This is a genomic window from Nocardioides xinjiangensis, assembly GCF_017916385.1.
In the GTDB taxonomy this organism is placed as follows: Bacteria; Actinomycetota; Actinomycetes; order Propionibacteriales; family Nocardioidaceae; genus Nocardioides; species Nocardioides xinjiangensis.
Window position 1 is genome coordinate 1 of sequence record NZ_JAFMSW010000002.1, and the last position, 26561, is coordinate 26561.

General features: G+C 73.7%; 25 protein-coding genes. 23 read left to right on the forward strand and 2 right to left on the reverse strand.

The features are described 5' to 3' along the window. The first annotated feature begins 177 nt into the window (after positions 1-177). Positions 178-588 carry a single-stranded DNA-binding protein gene (locus J3P32_RS14880; protein ID WP_210440843.1) on the forward strand — a complete coding sequence of 137 codons (411 nt, stop codon included), beginning with the start codon at positions 178-180 and terminating at the stop codon, positions 586-588. Here J3P32_RS14880 and J3P32_RS14885 read toward each other — a convergent pair. Then, a complete protein-coding gene (locus J3P32_RS14885; RefSeq protein ID WP_210440844.1) occupies positions 560-1675 on the reverse strand; it encodes a DUF1015 family protein in 1116 nt (371 codons plus the stop codon). The two genes, J3P32_RS14880 and J3P32_RS14885, sit on opposite strands and share 29 nt — an antisense overlap. Positions 1676-1723: 48 nt before the next feature. Here J3P32_RS14885 and J3P32_RS14890 point away from each other — a divergent pair, with 48 nt between their 5' ends. From J3P32_RS14890 to J3P32_RS14925, 8 genes are read left to right on the forward strand one after another with little or no spacing between them, the layout of a single operon-like run. Further along, positions 1724-2743 carry an HAD-IIA family hydrolase gene (locus J3P32_RS14890; RefSeq protein ID WP_246851225.1) on the forward strand — a complete coding sequence of 340 codons (1020 nt, stop codon included), beginning with the start codon at positions 1724-1726 and terminating at the stop codon, positions 2741-2743. A gap of 10 nt (positions 2744-2753) precedes the next feature. Next, positions 2754-3056 (forward strand): hypothetical protein, encoded by a 303-nt coding sequence (locus J3P32_RS14895; RefSeq protein ID WP_210440845.1) that lies wholly within the window; start codon positions 2754-2756, stop codon positions 3054-3056. 6 nt (positions 3057-3062) lie between these two features. Then, entirely contained in the window at positions 3063-3902 is an 840-nt protein-coding gene (locus J3P32_RS14900) for a TlyA family RNA methyltransferase (protein ID WP_210440846.1), read from the forward strand. Continuing rightward, positions 3899-4849, forward strand: a complete 951-nt coding sequence (locus tag J3P32_RS14905) for an NAD kinase (RefSeq protein WP_210440847.1) — start codon at positions 3899-3901, stop codon at positions 4847-4849. Before J3P32_RS14900 ends, J3P32_RS14905 begins: the two co-directional genes overlap by 4 nt. After that, the gene (recN, locus tag J3P32_RS14910; protein ID WP_210440848.1) at positions 4842-6614 is read left to right on the forward strand and encodes a DNA repair protein RecN; all 1773 of its coding nucleotides are present in this window, start codon (positions 4842-4844) and stop codon (positions 6612-6614) included. The genes J3P32_RS14905 and recN overlap by 8 nt, the downstream gene beginning before the upstream one ends. Positions 6615-6629: 15 nt before the next feature. After that, the gene (steA, locus tag J3P32_RS14915; protein WP_210440849.1) at positions 6630-7829 is read left to right on the forward strand and encodes a putative cytokinetic ring protein SteA; all 1200 of its coding nucleotides are present in this window, start codon (positions 6630-6632) and stop codon (positions 7827-7829) included. Beyond that, positions 7826-8719, forward strand: coding sequence for a copper transporter (locus tag J3P32_RS14920; RefSeq protein ID WP_210440850.1), 894 nt, complete (start codon positions 7826-7828; stop codon positions 8717-8719). Before steA ends, J3P32_RS14920 begins: the two co-directional genes overlap by 4 nt. 11 nt (positions 8720-8730) lie before the next feature. Continuing rightward, positions 8731-10425, forward strand: a complete 1695-nt coding sequence (locus tag J3P32_RS14925) for a CTP synthase (RefSeq protein WP_210440851.1) — start codon at positions 8731-8733, stop codon at positions 10423-10425. Positions 10426-10469: 44 nt separating this feature from the next. Here the strand turns inward: J3P32_RS14925 and pepN are convergent, their stop codons facing one another. Further along, the gene (gene pepN, locus J3P32_RS14930; RefSeq protein WP_210440852.1) at positions 10470-12917 is read right to left on the reverse strand and encodes an aminopeptidase N; all 2448 of its coding nucleotides are present in this window, start codon (positions 12915-12917) and stop codon (positions 10470-10472) included. 44 nt (positions 12918-12961) lie between these two features. Between pepN and J3P32_RS14935 the strand changes: the two genes are divergently transcribed. The 14 genes from J3P32_RS14935 (at position 12962) to J3P32_RS15000 (ending at position 26559) form a co-directional block, all read left to right on the forward strand. Further along, positions 12962-13582, forward strand: coding sequence for an NUDIX domain-containing protein (locus J3P32_RS14935; RefSeq protein ID WP_210440853.1), 621 nt, complete (start codon positions 12962-12964; stop codon positions 13580-13582). 77 nt (positions 13583-13659) lie between these two features. Next, positions 13660-14775: an alanine dehydrogenase gene (ald, locus tag J3P32_RS14940; RefSeq protein WP_210440854.1), complete on the forward strand. Its 1116-nt coding sequence runs from the start codon at positions 13660-13662 to the stop codon at positions 14773-14775. 7 nt (positions 14776-14782) lie between these two features. Continuing rightward, the gene (gene xerD, locus J3P32_RS14945) at positions 14783-15715 is read left to right on the forward strand and encodes a site-specific tyrosine recombinase XerD (protein ID WP_210440855.1); all 933 of its coding nucleotides are present in this window, start codon (positions 14783-14785) and stop codon (positions 15713-15715) included. A gap of 88 nt (positions 15716-15803) precedes the next feature. Beyond that, positions 15804-18404 carry a DEAD/DEAH box helicase gene (locus tag J3P32_RS14950; protein WP_210440856.1) on the forward strand — a complete coding sequence of 867 codons (2601 nt, stop codon included), beginning with the start codon at positions 15804-15806 and terminating at the stop codon, positions 18402-18404. 133 nt (positions 18405-18537) lie between these two features. Next, a complete protein-coding gene (locus J3P32_RS14955; RefSeq protein WP_210440857.1) occupies positions 18538-19422 on the forward strand; it encodes a hypothetical protein in 885 nt (294 codons plus the stop codon). A 414-nt stretch (positions 19423-19836) separates the two neighbouring features. After that, entirely contained in the window at positions 19837-20742 is a 906-nt protein-coding gene (locus J3P32_RS14960; RefSeq protein ID WP_455430096.1) for a ParA family protein, read from the forward strand. Next, positions 20727-21143: a hypothetical protein gene (locus tag J3P32_RS14965; RefSeq protein ID WP_210440858.1), complete on the forward strand. Its 417-nt coding sequence runs from the start codon at positions 20727-20729 to the stop codon at positions 21141-21143. Before J3P32_RS14960 ends, J3P32_RS14965 begins: the two co-directional genes overlap by 16 nt. Next, positions 21140-22048, forward strand: coding sequence for a segregation and condensation protein A (locus J3P32_RS14970; RefSeq protein WP_210440859.1), 909 nt, complete (start codon positions 21140-21142; stop codon positions 22046-22048). The genes J3P32_RS14965 and J3P32_RS14970 overlap by 4 nt, the downstream gene beginning before the upstream one ends. Then, on the forward strand, positions 22045-22842 hold the full coding sequence (gene scpB / locus J3P32_RS14975; protein ID WP_307861719.1) for an SMC-Scp complex subunit ScpB: 798 nt from the start codon (positions 22045-22047) through the stop codon (positions 22840-22842). The genes J3P32_RS14970 and scpB overlap by 4 nt, the downstream gene beginning before the upstream one ends. Next, the gene (locus tag J3P32_RS14980; RefSeq protein ID WP_210440860.1) at positions 22839-23642 is read left to right on the forward strand and encodes a pseudouridine synthase; all 804 of its coding nucleotides are present in this window, start codon (positions 22839-22841) and stop codon (positions 23640-23642) included. Before scpB ends, J3P32_RS14980 begins: the two co-directional genes overlap by 4 nt. Positions 23643-23668: 26 nt before the next feature. Beyond that, positions 23669-24046 (forward strand): chorismate mutase, encoded by a 378-nt coding sequence (gene aroH / locus J3P32_RS14985; protein WP_210440861.1) that lies wholly within the window; start codon positions 23669-23671, stop codon positions 24044-24046. Beyond that, positions 24039-25124 (forward strand): prephenate dehydrogenase, encoded by a 1086-nt coding sequence (locus J3P32_RS14990; RefSeq protein ID WP_210440862.1) that lies wholly within the window; start codon positions 24039-24041, stop codon positions 25122-25124. Before aroH ends, J3P32_RS14990 begins: the two co-directional genes overlap by 8 nt. Before the next feature lie 11 nt (positions 25125-25135). Beyond that, positions 25136-25813, forward strand: coding sequence for a (d)CMP kinase (cmk, locus tag J3P32_RS14995; RefSeq protein ID WP_210440863.1), 678 nt, complete (start codon positions 25136-25138; stop codon positions 25811-25813). Continuing rightward, entirely contained in the window at positions 25810-26559 is a 750-nt protein-coding gene (locus J3P32_RS15000) for a lysophospholipid acyltransferase family protein (protein ID WP_210440864.1), read from the forward strand. Before cmk ends, J3P32_RS15000 begins: the two co-directional genes overlap by 4 nt. Positions 26560-26561 lie beyond the last annotated feature (2 nt).

The window sequence follows — 26561 nt, forward strand, 5'->3', positions numbered from 1 at the left end:
GTGGAAGTGGGGTCACCTTCGGGTGGCCCCACTTCTGCATTTCCGTGACCATCCGTTGGTGGTCCATGGCCATCAGCCGTCCACAGGGCCCCGTCTGCCGGCGTCCTCCACAGCCGCCGTGCCGTCGCCGGCGCTGCTGTCGCACCTGACGACGAGGGTCGTCGCAGGAGGTGCACTGTGACGAAGACACAGAACAGCAGAGACGACGATGGCGACGTCGTCGCCAACGAGGTACGACTAGTGGGCCGGATCAGCGGCGAGCCGACGACGGTCGAGCTGCCGAGCGGCGACACGCTCGTGACGTTCCGGATCTCGGTGCCGCGTGGCGCCGCGGCGAAGGGACCGGCGGACCCACGCGCAGGCGGGCCGGCCAGTCGTTCCGCGGCACGCAGGGTGGACTCGGTGCCCTGCACCGCCTGGGCCCCCCGGCTGCGTCGCAGCATCGCCACCTGGCGCGCGGGGGACCTGGTGGAGGTGACCGGCGCCGTGCGCTGTCGCTTCTACCAGGCGGGCGGAGCGACTCGCTCCCGCGTCGAGGTCGAGGCGACCGCCGCGAGGATCATGCGTCGTTCATCGGCCGCATCATGACGCCCAGGCTCGGCTTGGGCTGGAAAGACGTGGCCTTCTCGGGCAGCAGCCCGCCGGACTCGACGAGTGCGCGCACCTGCTCGAAGTCGGGGCTGGGCAGGAGCACCGCCGGCGCGGTGGGCGACGCAGCCTCGAGCGCCTCCTCGACGCTGTGGTGGTGCTGGATGCGGGTGACCGGCACGGCGAGACCGGCCAGGACCCGGTGATGGAGCCAGGACACGGCGGCCTCGCGCTCCAGCTCGAGCGGTTCCACGGTGCGCCAGGTGTCGCCGTCGGTGATCACGAGGTGCGTGCTGTCGAGCGCGTTCAACGCCTCGTGGCGGTCCTGCGCCGCCACGACCGCGCCCGCCCCCTCCGCCGCCGACGTCAGGTCGTCGACGGAGGTGCCGGGCAGCGTGCGGTGGATCGCGCCGAGGAAGAGCGGTGTGTCGCGCTGGTCGACCAGCATTGCGAGACCGGCGTCCCAGGCGGTGCCCGGGTGCTGCTGCTGCAGGCGCAGGTAGGCGGCGTAGCGGTGGTGCCCGTCGGCGAGCAGGCAGCGGGTCTGGGCCAGCAGGTCGCAGACCGTGGCGATCAGCGCGTCGTCGCGGATCGCCCAGATGCGCTGTCGCTGACCGGTGCGGTCGAGGAAGCGCCAGTCCGGCGCCGTGCGAGCCACCTGCGCGACGATGTCGCGGAGGCCCTGCGGTCCGTCGTGCACGAGCAGGATCGGCGCCGGGTTCAGCTCCATCTGGAGCATCCGGTCGGCGAGCTCGCCGGCCTGCTCCGGATGGATCGCCTCGTGTGGCCACACCGCTCGGTCAGCGAGGGTCTCCGCGCGCGCCGACACCCGCAGCGCGCCGACGAGACCACGCACCGTCAGCCCGCCGGACGTGTACTCGTGCAGGTAGAGGGCAGGCGCGCTGTCCGCGCTCGCGAGGCCGCGCTCGATCCACTGCGTCAGCCGCGCGGCGACGTCGCGATAGGGTCGCGCCAGGGCCCGGGCGGAAGCCGGGTCACCCACGCGCGCCGGAGCGAGCATCAGCGCGCGGAACGGGAGGAGCTCCAGCGGCTTCGCCACGTAGGGCGGCACGACGGTGGAGTCCATCGGAGCATCGTAGGGGGACGCTCGTCACGGTCCGGGAAGGGGTGGAGCATGCTCGAGGAGTCCACGACCCCTCTCGTGCAGGCGCACGACCTGGTCATGTTCGACCTCGACGGGGTCGTCTACGTCGGCGGTCACGCCGTCGACGGCGTGGGTGAGCGCATCGACCGCATCCGGCGCACCGGCCGGCACGTCGCGTTCGTGACCAACAACGCCTCACGCACCCCTGACCAGGTGGCGCGAAAGCTCCGCGGCGTGGGCGTCGAGGCGACGGCGAGCGACGTGGTGACGTCGGCACAAGCCGCCGCCCGCCTGCTCGCCGAGCAGCACGGCACAGGCGCGAGGGTGCTCGTGCTCGGTGGCGAAGGGCTGCGGGTCGCGCTCGTCGACGCGGGCCTCGAACCGGTCACGGACGCCGACGGTGCTGTCGCGGTGGCGAGCGGCTACGGCCCCGACGTCCGGTGGCGCGACATCATGCGGGTGGCGACGCTCGTGCGCAACGGGTTGCCCTACGTGGCCAGCAACGCAGACTTCACGGTACCGACGCCCGACGGCCTCGCGCCGGGCCACGGTGTGCTCGTCCGGGCGATCACCGGCTTCGCCGGCGTCGCGGCCACGGTCGCCGGCAAGCCGGAGCGGCCCCTCATGGAGGAGACGGTCCGGCGCGTCGGCGGCGAGCGGCCGATCATGGTCGGCGACCGCCTCGACACCGACATCCAGGGCGCGCACGCGGTCGGGATCCCGTCGCTGCTCGTGCTCACCGGAGTGACGTGGCTGGAGGAGCTCGCCGCGGCCACTCCCGGGCTGAGGCCGACCCACCTGTCGCCGACGCTCGAGGGGCTCTTCGAGCCGCACCCGGTCCCCACGGTCGTCGACCGCGACGTCCGGCTCGGTGGGTGGAACGGAAGGGTCGAGACGGGCCGCCTTCACGTCACCGGTGACGGCGACGACGCCGACTGGTGGCGGGTCGCGGTGACCGCGTGCTGGCTGCACCTCGACACCACCGGGACGCCGGCCGACGTCTCCGACACGACTCCGCCCGCACCGGTGCGGACGTTGGGCGCCGAGTAGGCTCGCCGCCATGGACGACCGCGACGAGCCGACGTACGCCGAGGGGGCGGGCCCCGTCGGTTCCGGGGGGGCTGCCGCCGCCGGTGCGGGCGCGGCCGACACCGTGGGCGGCTCCGGTCCCCGCGCGATCGACCACGAGCCCACGGGCGTCGAGGCGGTGGACCGGGTGCTCGCCGACGTCACGTCCGTCGTCGACGCGCCGGTCGGCGACCACGTCGCGGTGTTCGAGCGGGCCCACGAGGAGCTGCGGCGCGCGCTCGACGCCCGCCCCGACGCGGCGCGCCCGGGGTCGGGCGCCGACCGGGACGCCTGAGCCGTCGTGCCGCCGAGACGACTGCGCCTGGACCAGGAGCTCGTCCGCCGTGGCCTCGCGCGCTCGCGCGAGCACGCCAGCGAGCTGGTGGCGGCCGGCAGGGTGAGCGTCTCGGGCGCACCGGCGACCAAGCCGGCGACCGGGGTCACGACCGACGTGGCCATCGTGGTGCGCGAGGACCCGACGACGGTGGACTACGTGTCGCGCGGCGGGCACAAGCTCGCCGGCGCCCTCGAGGCCTTCGCCGCCCACGGCCTGCGCGTCGAGGGCAAGCGCTGCCTCGATGCCGGCGCGTCGACGGGCGGGTTCACCGACGTGCTGCTGCGGGCCGGTGCGCGCGAGGTCGTCGCCGTCGACGTCGGCTACGGACAGCTCGCATGGTCGCTGCAGAGCGACGACCGGGTGCAGGTGCACGACCGGACCAACATCCGCGAGCTCACCCTCGACGTCGTGGGGGAGCCCGTGGACCTGGTGGTCGGCGACCTCTCGTTCATCTCCCTGGCCCTGGTGCTCGACCCCCTGCTGTCGGTGACCCGCCCCGACGGCGAGCTGGCGCTGATGGTGAAGCCGCAGTTCGAGGTCGGCAAGGACCGGGTCGGGAAGGGCGGTGTCGTGCGCGACCTGGGCCTGCGCGCCGAGGCCGTCACGACGGTGGCTGAGCTCGCCGCCCAGCGCGGCTGGGGCGCGGTGGCGGTGACGGTGAGCCCGCTCCCGGGACCCTCCGGCAACGTGGAGTTCTTCCTGCTGCTGCGCCGCGGCCCGGCGCACATCGGGGCGGCAGACGTGCGCGCCGAGGTCGAGCGCGCCGCCTCGCTGGGGGTGGCGGGTGAGAGGGTGGAGCAGTGACCACCCAGAGCCCCCCGCGGCGCGTCCTCGTGCTCGCGCACACCGGTCGGGCGGACGCACGTGACGTCGCGCAGGCCTGCGTGCAGGCACTCACCACCCAGGGCATCGCCGTCCGGCTGCTCGAGGACGAGGCGGCCGACCTCGGCCTCGAGCCGTGCGACGGGCTCCTGGAGGTCACCCGGCACGACGACGCCCCCGGGGAGGGTTGCGAGCTGGTGCTGGTCATCGGCGGCGACGGGTCGATCCTGCGTGCCGCGGAGCTGACGCGCGAGACCAGCACCCCGCTGCTGGGCGTGAACCTGGGCCACGTCGGGTTCCTGGCCGAGGCCGAGCAGGACCACGTGGACTCCACGATCAGCTCGATCGTCGACCGCGACTACACCGCCGAGGACCGGCTGACCCTGGACGTGCGGGTGCTGGTCGGCAACGACGAGAAGTTCGCGACCTTCGCGCTCAACGAGGCGAGCGTGGAGAAGGCCGCCCGCGAGCGGATGCTCGAGGTGGTCGTGGAGGTCGACGGCCGTCCGCTCTCGAGGTGGGGCTGCGACGGCGTCGTGTGCGCGACCCCGACGGGCTCGACCGCCTACAACTTCAGTGCCGGCGGACCGGTCGTGTGGCCCGAGGTCGAGGCGCTGCTGATGGTGCCGCTGAGTGCGCACGCGCTGTTCGCGCGGCCGATGGTGGTGGCCCCGACCTCGGTGCTCGCCGTCGAGGTGCTGTCCAACACCGAGGGGTCCGGCGTGCTCTGGTGCGACGGCCGCCGTACGGTCGACCTCCCGCCCGGCGCGCGCATCGAGGTGCGCCGCGGGGCCCGTCCGGTGCGGCTCGCGCGCCTGCAGCAGGCGCCGTTCACCGACCGCCTGGTCGCGAAGTTCGACCTGCCGGTCGAAGGCTGGCGGGGCGCCGCCGAGCGCCGGCGCCGCGACGGAGGGGAGAGCGATGCTTGAGGAGCTGCGCATCAGCCAGCTCGGCGTCATCGAGTCGTCCACGCTGGAGCTCGGGCCCGGCCTCACCGTGATCACCGGCGAGACCGGCGCGGGCAAGACGATGGTCGTCACCGCGTTGGGCCTGTTGCTCGGCGGCCGGGCCGACTCGGGTGCCGTGCGCTCGGGCGCCCGGCAGGCGCGGGTCGAGGGCGTGGTGGCGACCGGCTCCCTCACCGGGTTCCGGGAGGCGGTCGAGCGGGCCGGGGGCGAGGTCGAGGACGGCGGCGTCGTGCTGGCGCGCAACGTGGCGGCGCAGGGCCGCTCGCGCGCGTGGGTCGGCGGGGCGTCGGTGCCGGTGACCACGCTGGCCGAGGTGGCCGAGCCGCTCGTGGCGGTGCACGGCCAGTCGGACCAGCACCGGCTGCTCAGGCCCGGGGCGCAGCGCGCCGCCCTGGACCGCTTCGGTGGCGCGGCGCTCGCCGAGACGGCGGCGGCCTACGGCCACCGGTGGGCCGAGCTGGCCGCGACCGAGCGCACGCTCGCCGAGGTCGTGGGCTCGGCGCGCGAGCGGGCGCGCGAGGCCGACCAGCTCAGGTTCGGGCTCGGCGAGGTCGAGGCGGTCGACCCGCGACCGGGCGAGGACGCCGAGCTCGCCGCGGAGGAGACCCGGCTCGGGTTCGCCGACACGCTCCGCAGCGCCGCCGAGACCGCGCGCGAGGCCCTGTCGAGCGAGGACGGCGCGACCGACGCGCTGGGCACCACCAGTGCCGCCCGCCAGGCCCTCGAGGGCGTGCGCGAGCACGACGCCACGGCCGGCGAGCTCGCCGACCGGCTCGCCGAGCTCGGCCACCTGCTCGTCGACGTGGCCGGCGACGTGGCCTCCTACGCCGCCTCGCTGGAGACCGACCCGGCCCGCCTGGCGGCCGTGTCGGAGCGGCGGGCGGCGCTCACCGCGCTGACCCGGAAGTACGGCGAGACGATCGACGAGGTGCTCGCCTGGGCCGAGGAGGGCGCCAAGCGTTTGCTCGACCTCGAGGACACCGACGGCCGGATCAGCGAGCTCCAGGCGCGGCGCGACCGGCTGCGGGCCGAGCTGGGTGACCTGGCGTCGACCTTGTCGCGGCAGCGCGCTGCGGCCGCGGAGCGGCTCGGCGCAGCCGTCAGCGACGAGCTCACCTCCCTCGCGATGCCCCACGCCGTCGTCACGGTCGCGGTGACCCAGCAGGAGGCCCCGGCCCCGGAGGTGCCGGCGGGTCCGCAGCTGCTCGTCGAAGGCCGCTGGGTCCGGGCGAGCGCGCACGGCGTCGACGACGTGGAGCTCCTCCTCGCCGCCAACACGGGCGCCGACCCGCGGCCGCTGCACAAGGGCGCGTCGGGCGGCGAGCTCTCGCGGGTGATGCTCGCGCTCGAGGTGTCGCTGGCCGAGACCGGGTCGGTGCCGACGTTCGTGTTCGACGAGGTCGACGCCGGTGTCGGCGGCAGGGCGGCGATCGAGGTCGGCCGGCGGCTGGCCGCGCTGGCCCGCACCTCCCAGGTCCTGGTCGTGACCCACCTGCCGCAGGTCGCGGCGTACGCCGACCGCCACGTCGTGGTCCACAAGGCGAGCGACGGTTCGGTGACCACCTCCGGGCTGGTCGCCCTGTCCGAGGAGGACCGCGAGCGCGAGCTGTCACGGATGCTGGCCGGCGTCGAGGACTCCGACAGCGCCCGGGCGCACGCCCGGGAGCTGCTCGACGCCGCCGCGCCCGAGCGGGCGTGCCTCCCCGAGGGGCGGGGTCGCGGCTGAGACCATGGCGCGGTCATGAAGTTCGCAGTCCGCTCCCGCCCAGCCCCCGGCCGCCCCGGCGTCCAGGGCCCCGCCCGGATCCACCGCCGCACGGCCAGCGTCCTCGGTCGTGTGCGCGCCGGTGACGTCGCGGTCCTCGACCACCTCGACATGGACCGCGACACCGCCCAGGCGCTCGTCGACGCCGGCGTCGTCGCGGTGGTCAACGCCGGCCCGATGATCTCGGGCCGGTACCCCAACCTGGGGCCACGGCTCCTCGTCGACGCGGGTGTCGTCGTCGTCGACAGCGCCGGCCCCGAGATCTTCGACCGGGTCAAGGACGGCACCCGCCTCCGCATCGACGGGGGAGTGGTGCATGCGGGGGACACGCTGGTCGCGCCAGCCCGCGAGCTCACACCCGACCTGGTCCGCTCCGAGATGGACAAGGCGCGCTCCGGCCTCGCCGCCCAGCTCGAGAGCTTCACCCACAACAGCACCGAGTTCCTCCGGCGCGAGCAGGACCTGCTGCTGCACGGGCACGGGGTGCCGCAGATCGCCACCGAGATGGCCGGTCGACCGGTCGTCGTGGCGGTGCGCTCCCACGGCTGGGAGCAGGAGCTGCGCGGCATCAAGGCGTTCGTCCGCGAGCAGCGTCCGGTGCTCGTCGGCGTCGACCGGGGAGCCGACGCCCTCGCCGGCGCCGGGCACCGGCCCGACGTGGTCGTCGTGACCGGGGGCACCGACGACCTGCCGGCCGCGTCGGTGCTGCGCAAGGCACGCGACGTGGTCGTCCTCGTCGAGCGCGGCGCCCCCCGCAGCGCCACCGAGCAGTTCGAGCGGCTCGGCATCCGTCCCCTGCGCTTCGAGACCACCGCGACCACCGAGGACGCCGCCCTGCTGCTCGCCTCGGCGCGCGAGGCGTCCCTGATCGTCGGCGTCGGGATGCACGCGACCCTCCACGAGTTCCTCGACCGACGCCGCGCCGGCCTCGCCAGCACGTTCCTGACCCGCCTCAAGCTCGGCCCCGACCTCGTCGACGCCGCCGCCGTGCCGCGCCTGTACGACGGCGCGGTGCGCCCGCGCCACCTGGCCGGCGCGCTCGCGGCGGGCGTGCTCACCCTCGCGGCGGCCGTCAGCGTGACCCCGGTCGGCCAGCAGTGGGTCGACGAGGCCTCGCCGGCCGTCACCCGCACCACGTCCGACCTGATCGACAACGTCCGAGGAATCCTCCCGTGATCACCCTGCGCCACCACGTCCTGACCATCGTCGCCGTCTTCCTCGCGCTGGCCGCCGGGATCGTGCTCGGCGGCGGTCCGCTCTCCGACGTCGGAGCGACGGTCGCGACCTCCCGGAGCGACACCGACGCTCCGCCCGCCGAGGACCGCTCGGGCACCGACTACACCGAGAGCTTCGTCTCCACCCTCGGCCCGTCGGTCGTCGCGGACCGGCTCGCCGAGCGCTCCGTCGCCCTCGTGACGGTCCCCGGCGCCGACGAGCAGGTCGTCACGGCGCTCGCCGGGCAGGTCGAGGCCGCGGGCGGGACCGTCAGCGCTCGCTACGACCTCACCGAGGACATCGTGGACCCCGGCCAGAAGTCGCTGGTCGACACGCTCGGCAGCCAGCTGCTCACCCAGCAGGCCGACGGCGACGTCGCCCCCGACGCGTCGACGTACGACCGGGCCGGGCAGCTGCTCGGCCTCGCGATCGCCACGAAGGAGCCCGAGGGCCAGGAGGTCAACGGCAAGGCCCGCGCCGTGCTCGACGCGGTCACCGGCGCCGGCCTGGTCGCCGGACCCCACGAGGTGCCGCAGCGCTCGCCGCTCGTGCTGGTGGTCCTCGGGACCGACGCCGGTGACGAGGGGTCCGACGCGATCCTCGCCGGACTCGCCCAGGGCCTCGGCGCCCAGGCCCTCGGGGTGGTCGTCGCCGGGACGACCCAGGACGGCCGGTCCGGGCAGCTGACCCGCTTCCGGGCCGACCCGGCCACCGCGGGCGTGGCCACCCTCGACGGCGTCGACACCGTGGCCGGCCGGATCGCCACGACGCTCCTCCTGCAGCGCTCGCTCAGCACCCAGGGCGGCGCCTTCGGTGCGGCGGGTGCCGACGGACCCGTCCCCCTCGGGTAGGATCGAAGTCCGTGAAGAGCCGTACGCCGACCAAGCACGTATTCGTGACCGGGGGCGTCGCCTCCTCCCTCGGCAAGGGGCTCACCGCCTCCAGCCTGGGCAACCTGCTGAAGGCGCGCGGACTGCGCGTGACCATGCAGAAGCTGGATCCCTACCTCAACGTGGATCCCGGCACGATGAACCCGTTCCAGCACGGCGAGGTCTTCGTGACCAACGACGGCGCGGAGACCGACCTCGACATCGGTCACTACGAGCGGTTCCTCGACACCGACCTCAACCAGGTCGCCAACGTCACCACCGGTCAGGTGTACTCCCGGGTGATCGCCAAGGAGCGGCGGGGCGACTACCTGGGGGACACCGTGCAGGTGATCCCGCACATCACCAACGAGATCAAGGACCGCATCCTCGCGATGGGCGGGCCCGACATCGACGTGGTGATCACCGAGGTCGGCGGGACGGTCGGCGACATCGAGTCGCTGCCGTTCCTCGAGGCGGCGCGGCAGACCCGCCACGAGATCGGCCGGGACAACTGCTTCTTCATCCACGTCTCGCTGGTGCCCTACATCGGCCCGTCCGGTGAGCTGAAGACCAAGCCCACGCAGCACTCCGTCGCCGCGCTCCGCTCGATCGGCATCCAGCCCGACGCGATCGTGTGCCGTGCGGACCGCGAGCTGCCCGAGGGCATCAAGCGCAAGATCGCGCTGATGTGCGACGTCGACGACGAGGCGGTCGTCACCGCCGCGGACGCCCCGTCGATCTACGACATCCCCAAGGTGCTGCACCGCGAGGGCCTCGACGCCTACGTGGTGCGCCGCCTCGATCTGCCGTTCCGCGACGTCGACTGGACCGACTGGGACGACCTGCTCCGCCGCGTGCACCACCCCACCGAGGACGTCACGGTCGCGCTGGTCGGCAAGTACATCGACCTGCCCGACGCCTACCTCTCCGTCAGCGAGGCGCTGCGCGCAGGCGGCTTCGCCCACGACGCGAAGGTCCACATCCGCTGGGTCGCCTCCGACGAGTGCCAGACCGAGGCGGGCGCGGCCAGGCACCTCTCGGACGTCGACGCGGTGCTGGTGCCCGGCGGCTTCGGGGTGCGCGGCATCGAGGGCAAGCTCGGCGCGCTGCACTACACCCGCACGCACGGCATCCCGACGCTCGGGCTGTGCCTGGGGCTGCAGTGCATGGTGATCGAGTACGCCCGCAACGTCGCCGGGCTGACGAAGGCGGGGTCGACCGAGTTCGACCCCGACACCGTCGAGCCGGTCATCGCCACGATCGAGGAGCAGAAGAAGTACGTCGAGGGCGCGGGCGACCTGGGCGGCACGATGCGGCTGGGCCTGCAGAAGGCCGACCTGGCCGAGGGCAGCGTGGTGCGGGCGACGTACGGCGCGGCCACCATCGAGGAACGGCACCGCCACCGCTACGAGTTCAACGACGCCTACCGCGAGACGCTCGCCCGGGCGGGCCTGGTGTTCTCCGGCGTCAACCCCGAGCTGGGGCTGGTGGAGTTCGTCGAGCTGCCGGCCGACGTGCACCCCTACTACGTCGCCACGCAGGCCCACCCCGAGCTCCGCTCGCGCCCGACCCGACCGCACCCGCTGTTCGCCGGTCTCGTCGGTGCCGCCATCGAGCGGCAGCGCTCCGAGCGCTTCCCGCTCGACGAGTCGGGGCTGCGCCGCCGGGACGACGCCGCCGAGGACTGACGTCCCCGGCCGAGGACCTGGGTCAGAGCCAGGTCAGAGCCGGGTCAGAGCCGGCGCGCCCGGAGGATGCGGCCGAGCACGAACGAGTTCGACCGCAGCTGGTTGCGCGCGTAGGCCATGAGCCGGGTGTCCTCGGCGGCTGCCTCCGCGGCGGCGAGGAAGTCCTCGTCGCCGGCACCGAGCGGGTACATCGCCCGGATGGTCAGGCCCTGGTTGAGCAGGCCGCCCTTGAGCGTGTGCAGCTCCTCGAGGTAGCGGTGCGCGAACGGCGCGAGCAGCTCGGCCTGGCGCGGGCGCCAGAACGTCGAGCCGAGCACGAGCGTCTCGCGGCTGGCGGGCACGGCGTAGTCGACGAAGAACGCCCGCCACACCTCCTCCTTGGCCTCCACGCTCGGGTGCGCCGCGAGGACCGCCAGGCGGCGCATGCCGGCGTCGGGGTCGGGGTCGGACTCGAGCAGCCGAGCCACCGCGTCCTCGTCGTAGTCACCGAGCTCGGAGCGCCGCACGGCCATCCGCCACGCGAGGTCGAGATCGGTCGCCTGCTCCGCAGCGGCCTCGAGCACCGACCAGTGCGCCTCGGTGGACGCCGACGCGGCGAGCGTGCGCAGCGCGGCCTGCCGGGCGTCGGGCAGCTCCACGAGCCCGACGACGGCGTCGGCCAGGGCGCTGAGCAGGCCGGGGGACTCCGGGGCGGGCGCCCAGCGGTCCGCGACCTGCAGGGCCTGCGCGAGGAACGGCTCGACGAGCGCGGGGCTGGTCTCAGTGGACAGCGCACGGGTGAGCGAGGCGGCGACGTCGCGCGGCGCCACGTCGCCGAGCAGCAGGAGCTGCCCCGCCGTGGCCGCGACGAGCGCCCGGTCGAGCGGGTCCGCCAGCTGCTGCACCCGCTCGAGCATCGCGGTCAGCGACGCGGGATCGGGCTTCACCGCGGCGAAGGTGTGGTCACCGGCGTTCACCAAGCGCAGCCCCCCGGCGGGCAGGTCGACCGGGGTCCGCCGGCCCGTGACCTCGTGCGACGTGCGGCCCACGGGGACGAGGTCCTCGCCGGAGGTGTCGAACACGGCGACGTCGAGCCGGTGCGGGCGCGGCTCCTGGTCGTCGGCGGGCTCCACCACGAGCTCGTCGCCCACCAGCGAGATGACGTCGGTGCCCGCCTCGTCGAGCCACGCCCTCGTCCACGCGGACAGGTCGCGGCCGGCCGCGCGGGAGTAGCAGTCCATGAGGTCGTCGAGCCGGGTGTTGGCGTAGGCGTAGCGGCTGAAGTAGTCACGCAGGCCCTCCACGAAGGCCTCCTCGCCGATGTAGGCGACGAGCTGGTGCAGGACGCTCTGGCCCTTGACGTAGGTGATCGCGTCGAAGTTGGACATCGCGGCCGACACGTCCGGGACGTCGCTGCGGATGGGGTGCCGCGCCGGGCTCATGTCCATCTCGTACGCGGTGCGCTTGGACGCGGCGAGGAACGTCGCCCACTGCTCGGTGAACTCGGTCGCGCGGGCCATGCCCCAGTTGGCCGCCCACGACGCGAAGGCCTCGTTGAGCCAGAGGTCGTCCCACCACTGCATCGTCACCAGGTCGCCGAACCACATGTGGGCCATCTCGTGCAGGACGAACTCGGCGCGCACCGCACGCTGGGCGTGCGTCGGGGGAGTGCGGAACAGCTGCCCGTCGCCGTAGGTCACGCACCCCCAGTTCTCCATCGCACCGCCGAGGTTGGGCACGAAGACCTGGTCGTAGCGCTCCTGGGGGAACGGGAAGCCGAAGCGCTCCCCGAAGAAGGCCAGGCCCTGCCGGGTCAGCGTCACGAGCTCATCGAGGTCGCGCTCCAGCACGGGCGCGAGCGACTGGCGGCAGTAGAACCCGAGGTCGTGGCCGTCGTGCCGCCGGCGCACCTCGTGGAAGGGACCGGCGTTGACCACGACGACGTACGTCGACAGGCGGGGGGTGTCGGGGAAGGTCCACACCCGCGCGTCGGCCCCGTGGGCGTCCTCGACCGACTCCGGCGCGCCGTTGGAGGTCACCAGCCACGACGAGGGGGCGGTGACGACGAAGCGGTGCGGCGCTTTGAGGTCGGGCTGGTCGAAGCACGCCCACACGCGCCGTGCCTCGTCGGGCTCGAGGCTGGTCCACACGTAGACCAGCTTGTCGGTGGGGTCGACCGTGCGGAGGATGCCCTCACCGGTGCCGGTGTTGGTGGTGCTGGCCTCGACGACCAGGACGTTGTCGGCCGACAGCGGGGGCAGCGGCAGGCGGCCGTCGGCGGCCGCGGAGACGTCGACCGGCTGACCGTTGAGCGTCGCGCTCCTGACGTCCATGGCGACGTCGACGAAGGTCGTGGCGCCGGGCTCGGAGCAGGTGAAGGCCATCGTGCTCACCGACGACCACACCTCGTCCTCGAGCAGGCCGGTCATGTCGACGGCGATGTCGTAGCGCTGGACCTCGAGGAGCGAGGACCGCGCGGCGGCTTCGGACTTGGTGAGGGTCGACAACGTCATAGGGGCGACCGTACTCATCGTGTCCATTCGCTAGCGTTCGAGGCATGCCCGATGCGCACGAGGACCGCCCCGCCGCACCGATCGCCGACCGGCCGATGTCGTGGCCGGTCGTGTCCAGCCGCGACCTGCACCGCGACGACTGGGTCGTCGCCCTCCGGGAGGACCGGATCACCCGTCCCGGGCACTCCGAGCAGTTCACCCGGCTCAGCCTCGAGCACCCCGGCGCCGTCGTCGTCCTGGCGGTCGACGAGGAGGAGCGGGTGATCTGCCTGCGGCAGTACCGCCACACCACCCAGCACGAGTTCGTCGAGCTCCCTGCCGGGCTGCGCGACGCCGGGGACGAGCCGGCCGTGGAGACGGCGAAGCGCGAGCTGCGCGAGGAGGTCGAGCTCGAGGCCGCGCAGTGGCGGCCGCTGCTGAGCACGTACGCCAGTGCCGGGATCACCGACGAGGTGCACGAGATCTTCCTCGCCCGTGGCCTCACCCACGCGCCGCGCGGGGACTTCGAGATGCGCCACGAGGAGGCCGAGATGGAGCACTTCTGGGTGCCCATGGCCGACCTGCTCGACGCCGTGCTGGGGGGCCGGGTGCGGCAGGGTCCGCTGGTGCAGGCGGTGCTCGCCTACGAGGTGCACCGGCAGCGCGGCACCCTGGAGGCGGGGTAGGCGCCGCCGGGAGTAGTCTCGCTCCCGCTGTGAGGCGAGCCACACCGTGGTGGCCCCCTGACCCCTAGGAGCAAGGCATGAAGGTCGGCGTACCCAAGGAAGTCAAGAACCGCGAGTACCGCGTGGCCCTGACCCCCATCGGCGTGCACGAGCTGGTCCAGCACGGTCACGAGGTGTTCGTGCAGGCGACGGCGGGCGCCGGCTCGCTCATCCCCGACGAGGAGTACGTCGCCGCGGGCGCCACGATGCTCGACACGGCCGACGACGTGTGGGGCACCGCCGACATGGTGCTGAAGGTCAAGGAGCCGATCGCCGAGGAGTACGACCGGATGCGGGAGGGCCAGACCCTCTTCACCTACCTCCACCTCGCCGCCGACAAGCCGCTGACCGAAGAGCTGATGGCGCGCAAGGTCACCGCCATCGCGTACGAGACCGTGCAGCTGCCCTCGGGCGGGCTGCCGCTGCTCTACCCGATGTCGGAGGTCGCCGGCTGCCTCGCGCCCCAGGTCGGCGCCCACGCCCTGCTCAAGGCCAACGGCGGCCGCGGCGTGCTGATGGGCGGCGTCGGCGGGGTCGCCAACGCCAAGGTCGTCATCATCGGAGCCGGTGTGTCGGGCCAGAACGCCGCCAACATCGCCCTCGGCATGGGCGCCGACGTGACCCTGCTCGACACCGACCTCGACAAGCTGCGGATGTCGTTCTGGCGCTACAACAACCGGGTGCACGGCCTGGCGTCGTCGAAGCTCGCCATCGAGCAGCAGGTCATGGAGGCCGACATGGTGATCGGCGCGGTGCTGATCCCGGGCGCGGCCGCGCCGAAGCTGGTCAGCAACGACCTCGTGTCGCGGATGAAGCCGGGCTCGGTGCTCGTCGACATCGCGATCGACCAGGGCGGCTGCTTCGAGGACTCCCACGCCACCACCCACGACGACCCGACCTACGAGGTCTACGACTCGGTGTTCTACTGCGTGGCCAACATGCCCGGAGCGGTGCCCAACACCTCGACGTACGCGCTCACGAACGCGACGCTGCCCTATGCCGTGGCGCTGGCCGACAAGGGCTGGGAGCAGGCGCTGCGCGACGACAGGAGCCTCGCGCTCGGCCTCAACACCCACGCGGGACAGCTGACCAACGCTCCCGTCGGCGAGGCGGTCGGCATCGAGTCGGTGGGCCTCGACACCGTCCTGGGCTGAGCGCCGGATGACCTCGGGGGTGGCGCTGGGCCGGGCCGTGCGCACGTACCTCGACCACCTCGCGGTCGAGCGCGGCCTCGCCGCCAACACGCTCAGCTCCTACACCCGTGACCTCGGCCGCTACGCCGAGTTCCTGGCCTCCCAGGGGATCGACGACCTCGACGCGGTCAGCGAGGCGACGGTGGCCGCCTTCCTCGTGAGCCTGCGAGAGGGCGGCCAGGCACACCCGCCGCTGAGCGCGACGTCGGCCGCGCGGACGGTCGTGGCCGTACGAGGCTTCCACAAGTTCGCCGTGTCCGACGGCCTCGCCGCGGCCGACCCGGCTGCCGCGGTGAAGCCGCCGACGCCGGCCAAGCGGCTGCCCAAGGCCCTGCCGCTCGCGGACGTCGAGGCGATCCTCGACGCGGCCGGGGCCCCGGACACGCCGCTCGCGCTGCGCGACCGGGCGCTGCTGGAGCTGCTCTACGGCACGGGCGCCCGGATCTCCGAGGCGGTCGGCCTCGACGTCGACGACCTCGACCCGGTCGACGGCACCGTCCTGCTGAGCGGCAAGGGCGGCAAGGAGCGGCTCGTCCCGGTCGGCGGGTACGCCCGCGAGGCCGTGGCGGCGTACCTGACCCGCGCCCGCCCTGACCTCGTCGGGACCGGCCGCGGGGGGCCGGCGATGTTCCTCAACTCGCGCGGCGGCCGGCTCTCGCGGCAGAGCGCCTGGGCGGTGCTGGTGAAGGCCGCCGAGCGGGCCGGCGTGACGGCGTCGGTGTCGCCGCACACGCTGCGCCACTCCTTCGCCACGCACCTCCTCGACGGTGGCGCAGACGTGCGCGTGGTGCAGGAGCTGCTCGGCCACGCGTCGGTCACCACGACGCAGGTCTACACGCTGGTCACCGTCGACAACCTGCGGGAGGTCTTCGCGACGGCCCACCCGCGGGCGCAGGGGTGACCGCCGCCCGGGCCCACGGTCCTGGTCGCCGAGCCGGCGGTTGCGCGCCCCCTCCGCGCCTGGGACCGGCGGGTGGTTGGATCGACGCATGCCCGCTGCAGCGCGCCTCGACACGAGGGTCCCCACAGGCGCCGACCCGGACGCGGTGTACGACGCCTTCTCGGGCTGGGTGAGCGACCAGGGGCTCGACCTGTACCCGCACCAGGACGAGGCCGTGATCGAGCTGCTCGGCGGCAACCACGTGGTCCTGGCGACGCCGACCGGGTCCGGCAAGTCGCTGGTCGCCATCGGGGCGCACGTGGCAGCGATGGCCCGCGACGAGGTCAGCTTCTACACCGCCCCCATCAAGGCGCTGGTGAGCGAGAAGTTCTTCGCGCTCATCGAGGTCTTCGGGGCCGACAACGTCGGGATGCTCACCGGTGACGCCGCGGTCAACCCCGACGCCCCGATCATCTGCTGCACCGCGGAGGTGCTCGCCAACATCGCGCTGCGCGAGGGCCGCTCGGCCGACGTGGGGCTCGTCGTGATGGACGAGTTCCACTTCTACTCCGAGGGCGACCGCGGGTGGGCCTGGCAGGTGCCGCTGCTCGAGCTCGTGGACGCGCAGTTCCTGCTGATGTCGGCCACCCTGGGTGACGTCTCGTTCTTCGTCGAGGACCTGTTGCGGCGCACGGGGCGGGACACCGCTGTCGTCGACGACGCCGAGCGCCCCGTGCCGTTGAGCTTCCGCTGGTCGATGGAGCCGCTGGACGACACCCTCGAGGAGCTCGTCGTCACGGGTCAGGACCCGGTCTACGTCGTGCACTTCACGCAGGCGGCCGCGGTCGAGCACGCCACCAACCTCCTGCGGCACCCGCCTGCCAAGGTCGACAAGGACGCGATCGCCGAGCGGATCGGTGCGTTCCGCTTCGGTGCCGGCTTCGGCAAGACCCTGTCGCGGCTGGTGCGCAACGGGATCGGCGTCCACCACGCGGGCATGCTGCCGAAGTACCGCCGGCTGGTCGAGACGCTCGCCCAGGCCGGGCTGCTGCGGGTCATCTGCGGCACCGACACGCTGGGGGTCGGCATCAACGTGCCGATCCGCACGGTGCTCTTCACCGGCCTCGCGAAGTTCGACGGGAACAGGCAGCGGGTGCTGCGGACGCGGGAGTTCCAGCAGATCGCCGGCCGGGCCGGGCGTGCCGGCTACGACACCGCGGGGTACGTCGTGGTCCAGGCGCCGGAGCACGTCATCGAGAACGAGCAGGCCAAGGCCAAGGCGGCGGCGCGTGTCGCGGCCGGGAGGAAGAAGTCCAAGGCGCAGCTCAAGAAGGCGCCCGAGGGCACGGTCGTGTGGACCGAGCAGACCTTCGACAAGCTGGTCGCCGGTGTGCCGGAGCGGTTGACGAGCCGGATGAAGGTGGACAACGCGATGCTGGTCAACGTCGTGTCCCGCGAGGAGGACGCGTTCGCGGTGATGCGCCGGCTGACCACCGACAACCACGAGGACCCCCGCGGCCGCGCGCGCCTGGCCCGTCGCGCCCTGCGGCTCGCGCGGTCCCTCGTCCGCACCGGCATCATCACCCGCCTCGACGAGCCCGACGAGCACGGCCGGCGCTACGTGCTGACCCTCGACCTGCCCGAGGACTTCGCGCTCAACCAGCCGCTGGCGCACTTCGCGCTGGCCGCCTTCGACGTGCTCGACCCGGAGTCCGAGACCTACGGCCTCGACGTGGTCTCGGTGGTGGAGGCCGTCCTCGAGGCGCCGCGCCAGATCCTGATGGCCCAGCAGCACGCCGCCCGCGGCGCGGCGATCGCCGAGATGAAGGCCGACGGCCTCGAGTACGACGAACGGATGGCGCTGCTGGAGGAGATCACCTGGCCGCAGCCGCTGCGCGAGCTCCTCGAGGCCCTCTACGCCACCTACCGCGAGACCCACCCGTGGCTTCCCGACGACGCCCTCGGGCCGAAGTCGGTCGTGCGCGAGATGTGGGAGGACGGCATGGGGTTCACCGACTTCGTCGGTCGCTACCAGCTGGCCCGCTCCGAGGGACTCGTGCTGCGCTACCTCACCGACGCCTACCGCACCCTGAGGCAGACGGTGCCGGAGGCGCACCGCTCACCCGAAATCGACGACGTGATCGAGTGGCTGGGCGAGACCGTGCGGCAGACCGACTCCTCGCTGCTGGACGAGTGGGAGGCGTTGTCGGACCCCGACCACGCACCCAGTGCCGTCGCGCACCACGAGCCGCCGCCCCCGCCGCGACCCCTCTCCCGGCAGGAGCGGCCCTTCCGCGTCATGCTCCGCAACGCCATGTGGGCGCGCGTCGAGGCCGTCGCACGCGACGACCTCGACGGGCTGGTCCGTCTCGAGCGCGCCGCTGCGGACCGCACCGACCCGCCTCGCCGGGTCGTCGTCGGCCGCTCCGTGTGGGACGCCGCCCTGGAGGACTACTACGCCGAGCACGACACGGTCCTGACCGACGCCGACGCCCGCGGCCCCGACCTGCTGGTCGTGGGGGAGGAGCGGACCGGCGAGGCCGTCGGCGCCGAGGACGGCACGACGGCGCGGCTGCGCGACGTACGCCAGACCCTCCACGACCCCGAGGGGCACCACGACTGGGTCATCGAGGCCGTCGTCGACTGCGACGCGACCGACGAGGCCGGCGAGCTCGTGCTCGCGACGGTCGCCATGAGACGTCTCGGCTGATCGCCACGCCGGGCGCCCCAGCCCTCTCTCCGCGCCGGTCCTCGGAGGTCCGACGTCCCCGATTTTGGGGGAGCGGAGGGCGGAACCGGGACGTAGCGTGCGAGGAGACGACCGCTCTCCGGGGGTGACAGGCATGCGCGACGAGCAGGACGACCGCCAGCACGACGAGCAGGACGAGGTCTACGAGCACGACGAAGCGCGCGACCCCGACGAGGCCTACGACGGCGCCGGTGCGGACCCAGCCGGAGCGACGTCGTCCGACGAGTGGCGCGACGGCGACACGGCAGAGGACGGCTGGACTACTCCAGCCGGCGGCACGAGCCGCGGGGCACTCGTCGCTGCGGGTCTCGTCGGCGTGGCCACCACCGTGGCCCTGGTGCTGATCTGGAGCGCCCTCACCGGAGGAAGCGACGACCCGGCGCCGACCGCGGACGCCGAGTCCGTGTCGGCGGAGGTCCAGGGAGAGGCTGAGGCGACCGATTCGACCGTCCGCACCGTCGCTACCCGGCTCTCGCGCTGCGTCAGTGCCGAGCAGTCGCTTCGCAACCCCCTCGAGGCGGCCCAGCCCGCGCTCGACCAGTGGGCCGTGCACGTCGGGGCGATGAACAAGCTGGTGCTCGGCGAGATCACCCTGCAGCAGGCTACGGAGTTCTGGGAGAGGACGCGGCTCGGCGCCCAACGACGCGTGCGAGCGTTCGACGCCGCCGTGGCAGAGGCGCGCCAAGAAGGCGTCGACTGCCCGACTCCCGGACTGCTGGCCCCCGGCGCCGAGGAGCTCCCGGGGTGTGCGCGGGACGTGCAGGCGGCGATGGACGCCCTCACCGCGGCCCAGGTGTCGGTCGGCACGTGGAGGGAGCACATCCACCACATGGACATGCTGCGCCTGGGCCAGCTGACCCCGGAGGAGGCCACCAGCATGTGGCTGGACAGTTGGGAGCGGGGAGTGCGGGACCTCGACGCCTACGAGGCGGCCGTCGCGCGGGCGCTGCGGCTCGACGGGTGCACCCGGGTCAGCTGACCGACTGCACCCCGCGGCGGCCCTCGGGGCCAGTCGTCTCGCGCGCGCACGTACCCGGCGCCGCCGCAGTGCGGTGTTCGCCGCTGCGCTGCGCTGCGCGTGCGGCGCTGCGCCCAGGTCCGGCCGGCCGTCGGGGCGGGACGAGAGGTGTGCGCCCACTCGGCCGCGCGCCCTGGAGCTGGCGCGAAATCGGTCGCGGAACTGTCGACGTGTCGACAAAGCGGGTGGCCCTCGGCGTGGTCCAATCGGTGCCTGGAATCGATGCGTGCGCGAGCGCGAAGGAGCTGACACATGAGCGGTGCGGGACTTCCTGGTCCGGACGGCGGCAGCGCCCCCGAGATGCCACCGCTCGTGCGACCACCGCAGCCGGATCCAGCCGCCCAGCCCCGCCCGACGCCTCGAGACGAGCACACCGTGACCCAGCCGATCCCCTTCGAACGCCCCCTCGAGAGCCCGTCCGCCGGCCCTGCCGCCGACGTCGCGCTCGGCCCGACCGGGCGGCCGATGCCGCTCTTCCCCGAGCCGGGCCCGGTGGCCGAGCACGGACGCGCGCGGGTGATCGCGATGTGCAACCAGAAGGGCGGCGTGGGCAAGACCACGACCACCATCAACCTCGGTGCCTCGCTGGCCGAGTTCGGACGGAGGGTGCTGCTGGTCGACTTCGACCCGCAGGGGTCGCTGTCGGTCGGCCTCGGCCTGAACCCGCACGAGATGGACCTGACCATCTACAACCTGCTCATGGACCGCGAGGTCACCCTCGACGACGTCGTGGTGCCGTCCGGGATCCCGGGCATGGACCTGCTGCCCTCCAACATCGACCTCTCGGCCGCCGAGGTGCAGCTGGTGCACGAGGTGGCCCGCGAGCAGACCCTCCAGCGGGTGCTGGCGCCGGCGCTGGACCGGTACGACGTCGTCCTCATCGACTGCCAGCCCTCGCTGGGCCTGCTCACGGTCAACGCGCTGACCGCCTCCGACGGGGTCATCGTCCCGCTGGAGTGCGAGTACTTCGCCCTGCGTGGCGTGGCGCTGCTCAAGACGACCATCGACAAGGTCCGCGAGCGGCTCAACCCGAAGCTCGAGATCGACGGCGTGCTGGGGACGATGTTCGACGGACGGACGCTCCACAGCCGTGAGGTCATGGAGCGCCTCGTGTCAGCCTGGGGCGACAAGGTGTTCCACACCGTCATCCGCCGGACGGTCAAGTTCTCCGACGCGACGGTCGCGGGCGAGCCGATCACGTCGTACGCCTCGTCCTCGACCGGCGCCGAGGCGTACCGCCAGCTCGCCAAGGAGGTGTTGACCCGATGGCCCGCCGCGTGAGCATGCCGGCCGCGGACGACCTGTTCCGGCCGACCGTCGACCCGACCGACGCCGGCGGCGGCAGCGACGCCTCGGGCGCGGCCGGTGCGGCCGGCGCGAGCGAGGCCGGGTCGTCGGCCGGCGGGCAGCGATCGCGGCGGGTGCGCGCGGTCGCCGACGCCGCTGAGCCTGCCGGGCCCCGCAGGCCGAGCGGCCGGGTCCGCCACGACGAGAAGATGACGGTCTACGTCACCTCCGACGAGCTCCTCGACATCGAGCACGCCCGGCTGACCCTGCGTCGCTCGCACGGCCTGGCCGTCGACCGGGGCAGGCTGGTGCGCGAGGCGCTGGCCCTCGTGCTGGCCGACCTGGAGACCCGCGGCGCGGACAGCGCGCTGGTGCAGCGGCTGCTCGACGAGTGAGCCCCGCACCCCGACTCGTCACCGGTCCCGCCGACGCCCCGCTCGAACCGGGCAGCGACCCGCCGGCGTTCGCCGTGCGCCTGGACAACTTCGAGGGACCGTTCGACCTGCTGCTCGGGCTCATCGCCAAGCACAAGCTCGACATCACCGAGGTCGCGCTGTCGCAGGTCACCGACGAGTTCATCGCGCACGTGAAGAACCTCGGCGACGCCTGGGACCTCGAGCAGACCACGTCGTTCCTCGTCGTCGCAGCGACGCTGCTCGACCTCAAGGCCGCGCGCCTGCTGCCCCGGGGCGACGTCGAGGACGAGGAGGACCTCGCGCTCCTGGAGGCTCGCGACCTGCTGTTCGCCCGGCTCCTGCAGTACCGGGCCTTCAAGCAGGTGGCCTCGGTATTGGAGGAGCGGCTCGCGGCGGAGTCGCGGCGCCACGCCCGCGCGGTCGGTCTCGAGGAGCGCTTCGCCTCGCTCCTGCCGGAGGTGCTGATCGGCATCGGCCTCGAGCAGTTCGCGCAGCTGGCGGCGAAGGCGATGGAGCCCAAGCCGGTGCTCGAGGTGTCGCTGCAGCACATCCACGCCGCCAGGGTCAGCGTCCGCGAGCAGGCCCAGCTCGTGGTCGACCGGCTGCGCCGCGGCGGCACGATGACGTTCCGCGCCCTGTGTGGGGACTCACCCGACCGGCTCACCACGGTCGCGCGCTTCCTGTCGCTGCTCGAGCTCTTCCGCGAGGGTGCCGTGTCCTTCGACCAGGTGACCCCGCTGGGGGAGCTGACGGTGCGCTGGACCGGCGCCGAGGAGGGCGACGTCGAGATCACCGACGAGTTCGACGGCGCGGCGCCGGACGACGAAGATGGACAGGCACGTACGCCGCCGGCGACCGCCGGCGAGCCCGAGGAGGACCAGTGACCGAGCAGCCCGACCCGTCCCGCGAGGCCGAGGTCGACGCACCGCCGGCGCACGAGGACGCCGACCAGCACATCGACACCCTGGCCGTCGCCGTGGTCGAGCTGCGTCCTGCCCTCGAGGCGATCCTCATGGTCTCTGACGAGCCCCTCAGCACCGTCCGGCTGGCCTCGGTCGTGGGGCACCCGGTGGACGAGGTCGCCGCAGCGCTGGAGGCGCTCGCCGCGGAGTACACCGCGCAGGGCCGCGGGTTCGACCTGCGTGCAGTGGCCGGGGGCTGGCGCTTCTACTCCCGCCCCGAGCTCGCCGGGGTCGTGGAGGCCTTCGTCCTCGACGGCCAGCAGGCCCGCCTCACCCAGGCGGCGCTCGAGACGCTGTCCGTCGTCGCCTACAAGCAGCCCGTCTCCCGGGCGCGGGTGTCCGCGATCCGCGGCGTGAACGTCGACGGCGTCATGCGCACCCTGCTGAGCCGCGGGCTGGTGGAGGAGGCCGGCCGGGACGAGCAGAGCGGGGCGAACCTGTACCGGACGACGTCGTACTTCCTCGAGCGCATCGGGATCACCTCCCTCGAGGAGCTGCCCGAGCTGGCGCCGTACCTCCCCGACATGGACGACCTCGAGGACGAGCTCGCGAGCGTCGCGGCCCTCGACGCGCCCGCAGCCACCGAGCCGGTGCCCGGGCGCGCCCGCGCCGAAGCTCCGTCGTCGTCCCCGGCGGCGCCGACCCGGGACGGACACCACGCGTCCCCGCACAGCGGTGCCGGCACCGAGCCCGACGGCGGGACGGAGATCGCATGAGGCCCCACGACGCACCCGACAACGACCAGCCGGCCTCGCAGCGTCCGGACACCGACGACGACGGGCTCATCCGCCTGCAGAAGCTCCTCGCCCGGTCCGGCGTCGCGAGCCGCCGCAAGTGCGAGGAGCTGATGCTCGACGGCCTCGTCGAGGTGGACGGCGAGGTCGTCACCCGGCTCGGCACCAAGGTCGACCCGCGCACCGCCGTGATCCGGGTCGACGGCAAGCGGCTGCCGCCGATCAGCGACAAGGTCTACCTCGTGCTCAACAAGCCGCGCGGGGTGGTCTCGACGATGTCGGACCCCGAGGGGCGGCGCACGCTGGGCGACCTGGTCGCCGACCGGCCCGAGCGGCTCTTCCACGTCGGTCGCCTCGACACCGACACCGAGGGCCTCATCATCCTCACCAACGACGGCGACTTCGCCCAGCACCTCGCTCACCCCTCGCACGAGGTGGACAAGACGTACGTCGCCGAGGTCGAGGGCGAGGTGCACGTCCGCACCGTCCGCCAGCTCCTCGCCGGCGTCACGCTCGACGACGGTCCGGTCACGGTGACCCACGCGCGCGTCGTCGGGGGCGACCCGCGCCGCGAGGGCAGCCAGCGCTCCATCGTCGAGCTCACCATCCACGAGGGGCGCAACCGGATCGTGCGACGTCTGCTGGCCCACGTGGGGCACCCGGTCCGTCGGCTGACCCGCACGCAGATCGGTCCGATCACCCTCGCCCGGCTGCGCTCGGGGGAGATGCGCGAGCTCACGGTCGCCGAGCTCGGCGAGCTGATGGACAGCGCGCGGCTCTGAGCCGGCGAGCCCGTAGGCTCGTGGCCGTGGCAGTGAGGGCAGTGCGCGGGGCGACCCAGCTCGAGGTGGACACCCGCGAGCACATGTTGGACCGGGTGGCGGAGCTGGTCACCGACGTGATGGAGGCCAACGGCCTCGAGGTCGACGACTTCATCTCGATCATCTTCACCGCGACCAGCGACCTGACCAGCGAGTTCCCCGCGTACGCAGCGCGCCAGCTCGGCTTCTCCGACGTCCCCCTGGTCTGCGCCCGCGAGCTGGAGATCGAGGGGTCCATGCCGCGCGTCGTGCGGTTGATGGCCCACGTCGAGACCGACCTCGCGCGCTCGGACATCACCCACGCCTACCTCCACGGCGCCGCCAACCTGCGCCGGGACCTCGCGCGGACGACCAGCCATGACTGAGGACGACCTGCCCGCGCTCGTCGGGCCGGTCGAGGTCGTCGGCGCCGGCCTGATCGGCACGTCGATCGCGCTGGTCTGCAGCCGCCTCGGCATGGAGGTCGTGCTGCGCGACACCTCCGCCGAGAACGTGCGCACCGCCCACGGGCTCGGTGCCGGCCGGGCGGTGGCCTCGACCGACCGGCCGCAGCTCGTCGTCGTGGCCGTGCCGCCCGCGGCCGTGGCCGACGCCGTCGTCGACGCGCTCGGCCGCACCGACGCGGTCGTCACCGACGTCGGCAGCGTCAAGGCGGCCCCGCTCGCGGCGGTGTCCGCCCGGGTCGGCCCGACGGAGCTCGTCCGGTACGTCGGGTCCCACCCCATGGCGGGCAGCGAGCGCTCCGGCCCGCTGGCTGCCAGCGCCGCGCTGTTCGACGGGCGTCCGTGGGCGATCACCCCGCACCCGTCGTCGTCGCCCGACGCGGTGGGGCTGGTCGAGGCGCTCGTGCTCGAGTGCGGCGCCGCGCCGCTGCGGATGGACCCCGCCGAGCACGACCGGGCGGTGGCCCGCACCTCCCACCTGCCGCACCTCGCCGCGGTGCTGGTCGCCGGTCGCCTCGCAGCGGCACCGGCCGAGCACCTCGCGTTGTCGGGGCAGGGCGTGCGCGACGTCACGCGCGTGGCCGCCAGCGACCCAGCGCTGTGGCAGCAGATCCTGGGTGCCAACAGCGAGGCCGTGCTCGACCTGCTGGGCGAGGTGCGCTCGGACCTCGACGCCCTGATGGCGGCGGTGGCCGCGGGCGCGGAGACCGGCCTCGTCGAGATCCTCACCCGGGGCAACGCCGGCACCGCGGCGATCCCCGGCAAGCACGGCGGCCCCGCCCGGCCGACCCGGTCGGTCTTCGTGGCCGTCCCCGACCACCCCGGGGAGCTGGCGCGCCTCTTCGGCGACGCCGGCGAGATCGGCGTCAACATCGAGGACGTGCGCATCGACCACGACCCGGCACGTCCGGTGGGCCTGACCGAGCTGGTCGTCGAGCGGGGGAGCGCGGAGCGGCTGCTGGCGGCGCTGGAGTCCCGCGGGTGGACGACCCACCGGTAATCTTCTCGCCCGTGACCCACGCCGACACCCCGTCCCTCGTCATCGCCGTCGACGGCACGTCCGGCTCCGGCAAGTCGAGCACCTCGCGAGGGGTCGCCGAGCGCCTCGGCCTGCGCTACCTCGACACCGGCGCCATGTTCCGGGCGCTCACCTGGTGGCTGCTGCGCGAGGGCGTCGACGTCCGCGACGAGGCGGCGGTCGCCGCCGTCGCGCACCGGCCGGCGATCGAGTCCGGCACCGACCCGCTCGCCCCGACCATCACCGTGGACGGCGAGGACGTGTCGGTAACCATCCGCGGGGAGGACGTGACGGCAGCCGTGAGCCCCGTGAGCGTCGTCCCCGAGGTGCGGGCCCGCCTGCTCGCCCTCCAGCGCGAGGTCATCGGTGACGGCGGCATCGTCGTCGAGGGTCGCGACATCGGCTCGGTGGTGTGGCCCCAGGCCGAGGTGAAGGTGTACCTGAGCGCCGACCCCGACGCGCGCGCCCAGCGGCGTACGGCCGAGCAGGGCGGCACCGACGTCGCCAGCACGCAGCAGTCGCTCCTCGAGCGCGACCGGATCGACTCCGGCCGGGCGACGGCGCCGCTGACGGTGGCCGAGGGCGCCGTGCACGTCGACAGCACCCACCTGACGCTCGCGGAGGTCATCGACCGCATCGTCGGCCTCGCGTCGGAGGCTGGCCGGGCGTGACGCGTGCGGAGCTCCCGGCGAGCGCCGACGCGCACCCGCCGACCCGCCCGCTCCGCGCGGTCCGGCCCGTGGGCGCCTGGCTGGTCCGCCGGCTCTGGCGGGTGCAGGTGCACCACGCGGAACGGGTGCCGGCGACTGGCGGGGTGATCCTGGCCGCCAACCACCTCGGCGTCGTGGACGGCCCCCTCCTCGCGGTCGTCGCGCCGCGAGCGGTGCACGCGCTGACCAAGGCGGAGATGTTCGCCGGACCGCTCGCCGGCCTCCTGCGGCGCACGGGGCAGATCCCGCTGGACCGGTTCCACCCCGACCCGGGTGCGGTCCGCTCGTCGCTGCGCGTGCTCCGCGACGGGGGAGTGCTGGGCATCTTCCCCGAGGGCAGGCGCGGCGACGGCGAGCTGCACCGGTTCCACCACGGTGCGGCCTACCTGGCCCTGGTCACCGGCGCGCCGGTCGTGCCGGTGACGCTGGTCGGCACCCGCCCGCCGGGCGGGGGTCTCGGCGCGCTCCCGCCTCGCGGCGCGCAGATCGACGTGGTCGTCGGTGAGCCGTGGCGCACGACACAGCAGCCCTGGCCGCGCACGCGGGAACACGTCGCCGCCACCTCGGTGTTGCTCAAGGGGCACATGCTGTCCGAGCTGGCCCGAGCGCTGGCCGACACGCGCCGATCCTTGCCCGGGCCCCTTCCTGCGGGACAATCCCAGGACGACCCCGACACCGGGCTCGTCGAGCCTTCCAGAGAGCTGTGAGC

Coding starts and splice junctions, on each gene's coding strand:
- J3P32_RS14950 (WP_210440856.1), top strand. CDS start 15,804: ATGCCCGCTGCAGCGCGCCTCGACACGAGGGTCCCCACAGGCGCCGAC.
- J3P32_RS14955 (WP_210440857.1), top strand. CDS start 18,538: ATGCGCGACGAGCAGGACGACCGCCAGCACGACGAGCAGGACGAGGTC.
- J3P32_RS14965 (WP_210440858.1), top strand. CDS start 20,727: ATGGCCCGCCGCGTGAGCATGCCGGCCGCGGACGACCTGTTCCGGCCG.
- J3P32_RS14935 (WP_210440853.1), top strand. CDS start 12,962: ATGCCCGATGCGCACGAGGACCGCCCCGCCGCACCGATCGCCGACCGG.
- J3P32_RS14980 (WP_210440860.1), top strand. CDS start 22,839: ATGAGGCCCCACGACGCACCCGACAACGACCAGCCGGCCTCGCAGCGT.
- recN (WP_210440848.1), top strand. CDS start 4,842: ATGCTTGAGGAGCTGCGCATCAGCCAGCTCGGCGTCATCGAGTCGTCC.
- ald (WP_210440854.1), top strand. CDS start 13,660: ATGAAGGTCGGCGTACCCAAGGAAGTCAAGAACCGCGAGTACCGCGTG.
- steA (WP_210440849.1), top strand. CDS start 6,630: ATGAAGTTCGCAGTCCGCTCCCGCCCAGCCCCCGGCCGCCCCGGCGTC.
- J3P32_RS14890 (WP_246851225.1), top strand. CDS start 1,724: ATGCTCGAGGAGTCCACGACCCCTCTCGTGCAGGCGCACGACCTGGTC.
- J3P32_RS14885 (WP_210440844.1), bottom strand. CDS start 1,675: ATGGACTCCACCGTCGTGCCGCCCTACGTGGCGAAGCCGCTGGAGCTC.
- J3P32_RS14990 (WP_210440862.1), top strand. CDS start 24,039: ATGACTGAGGACGACCTGCCCGCGCTCGTCGGGCCGGTCGAGGTCGTC.
- xerD (WP_210440855.1), top strand. CDS start 14,783: ATGACCTCGGGGGTGGCGCTGGGCCGGGCCGTGCGCACGTACCTCGAC.
- pepN (WP_210440852.1), bottom strand. CDS start 12,917: ATGACGTTGTCGACCCTCACCAAGTCCGAAGCCGCCGCGCGGTCCTCG.
- J3P32_RS14895 (WP_210440845.1), top strand. CDS start 2,754: ATGGACGACCGCGACGAGCCGACGTACGCCGAGGGGGCGGGCCCCGTC.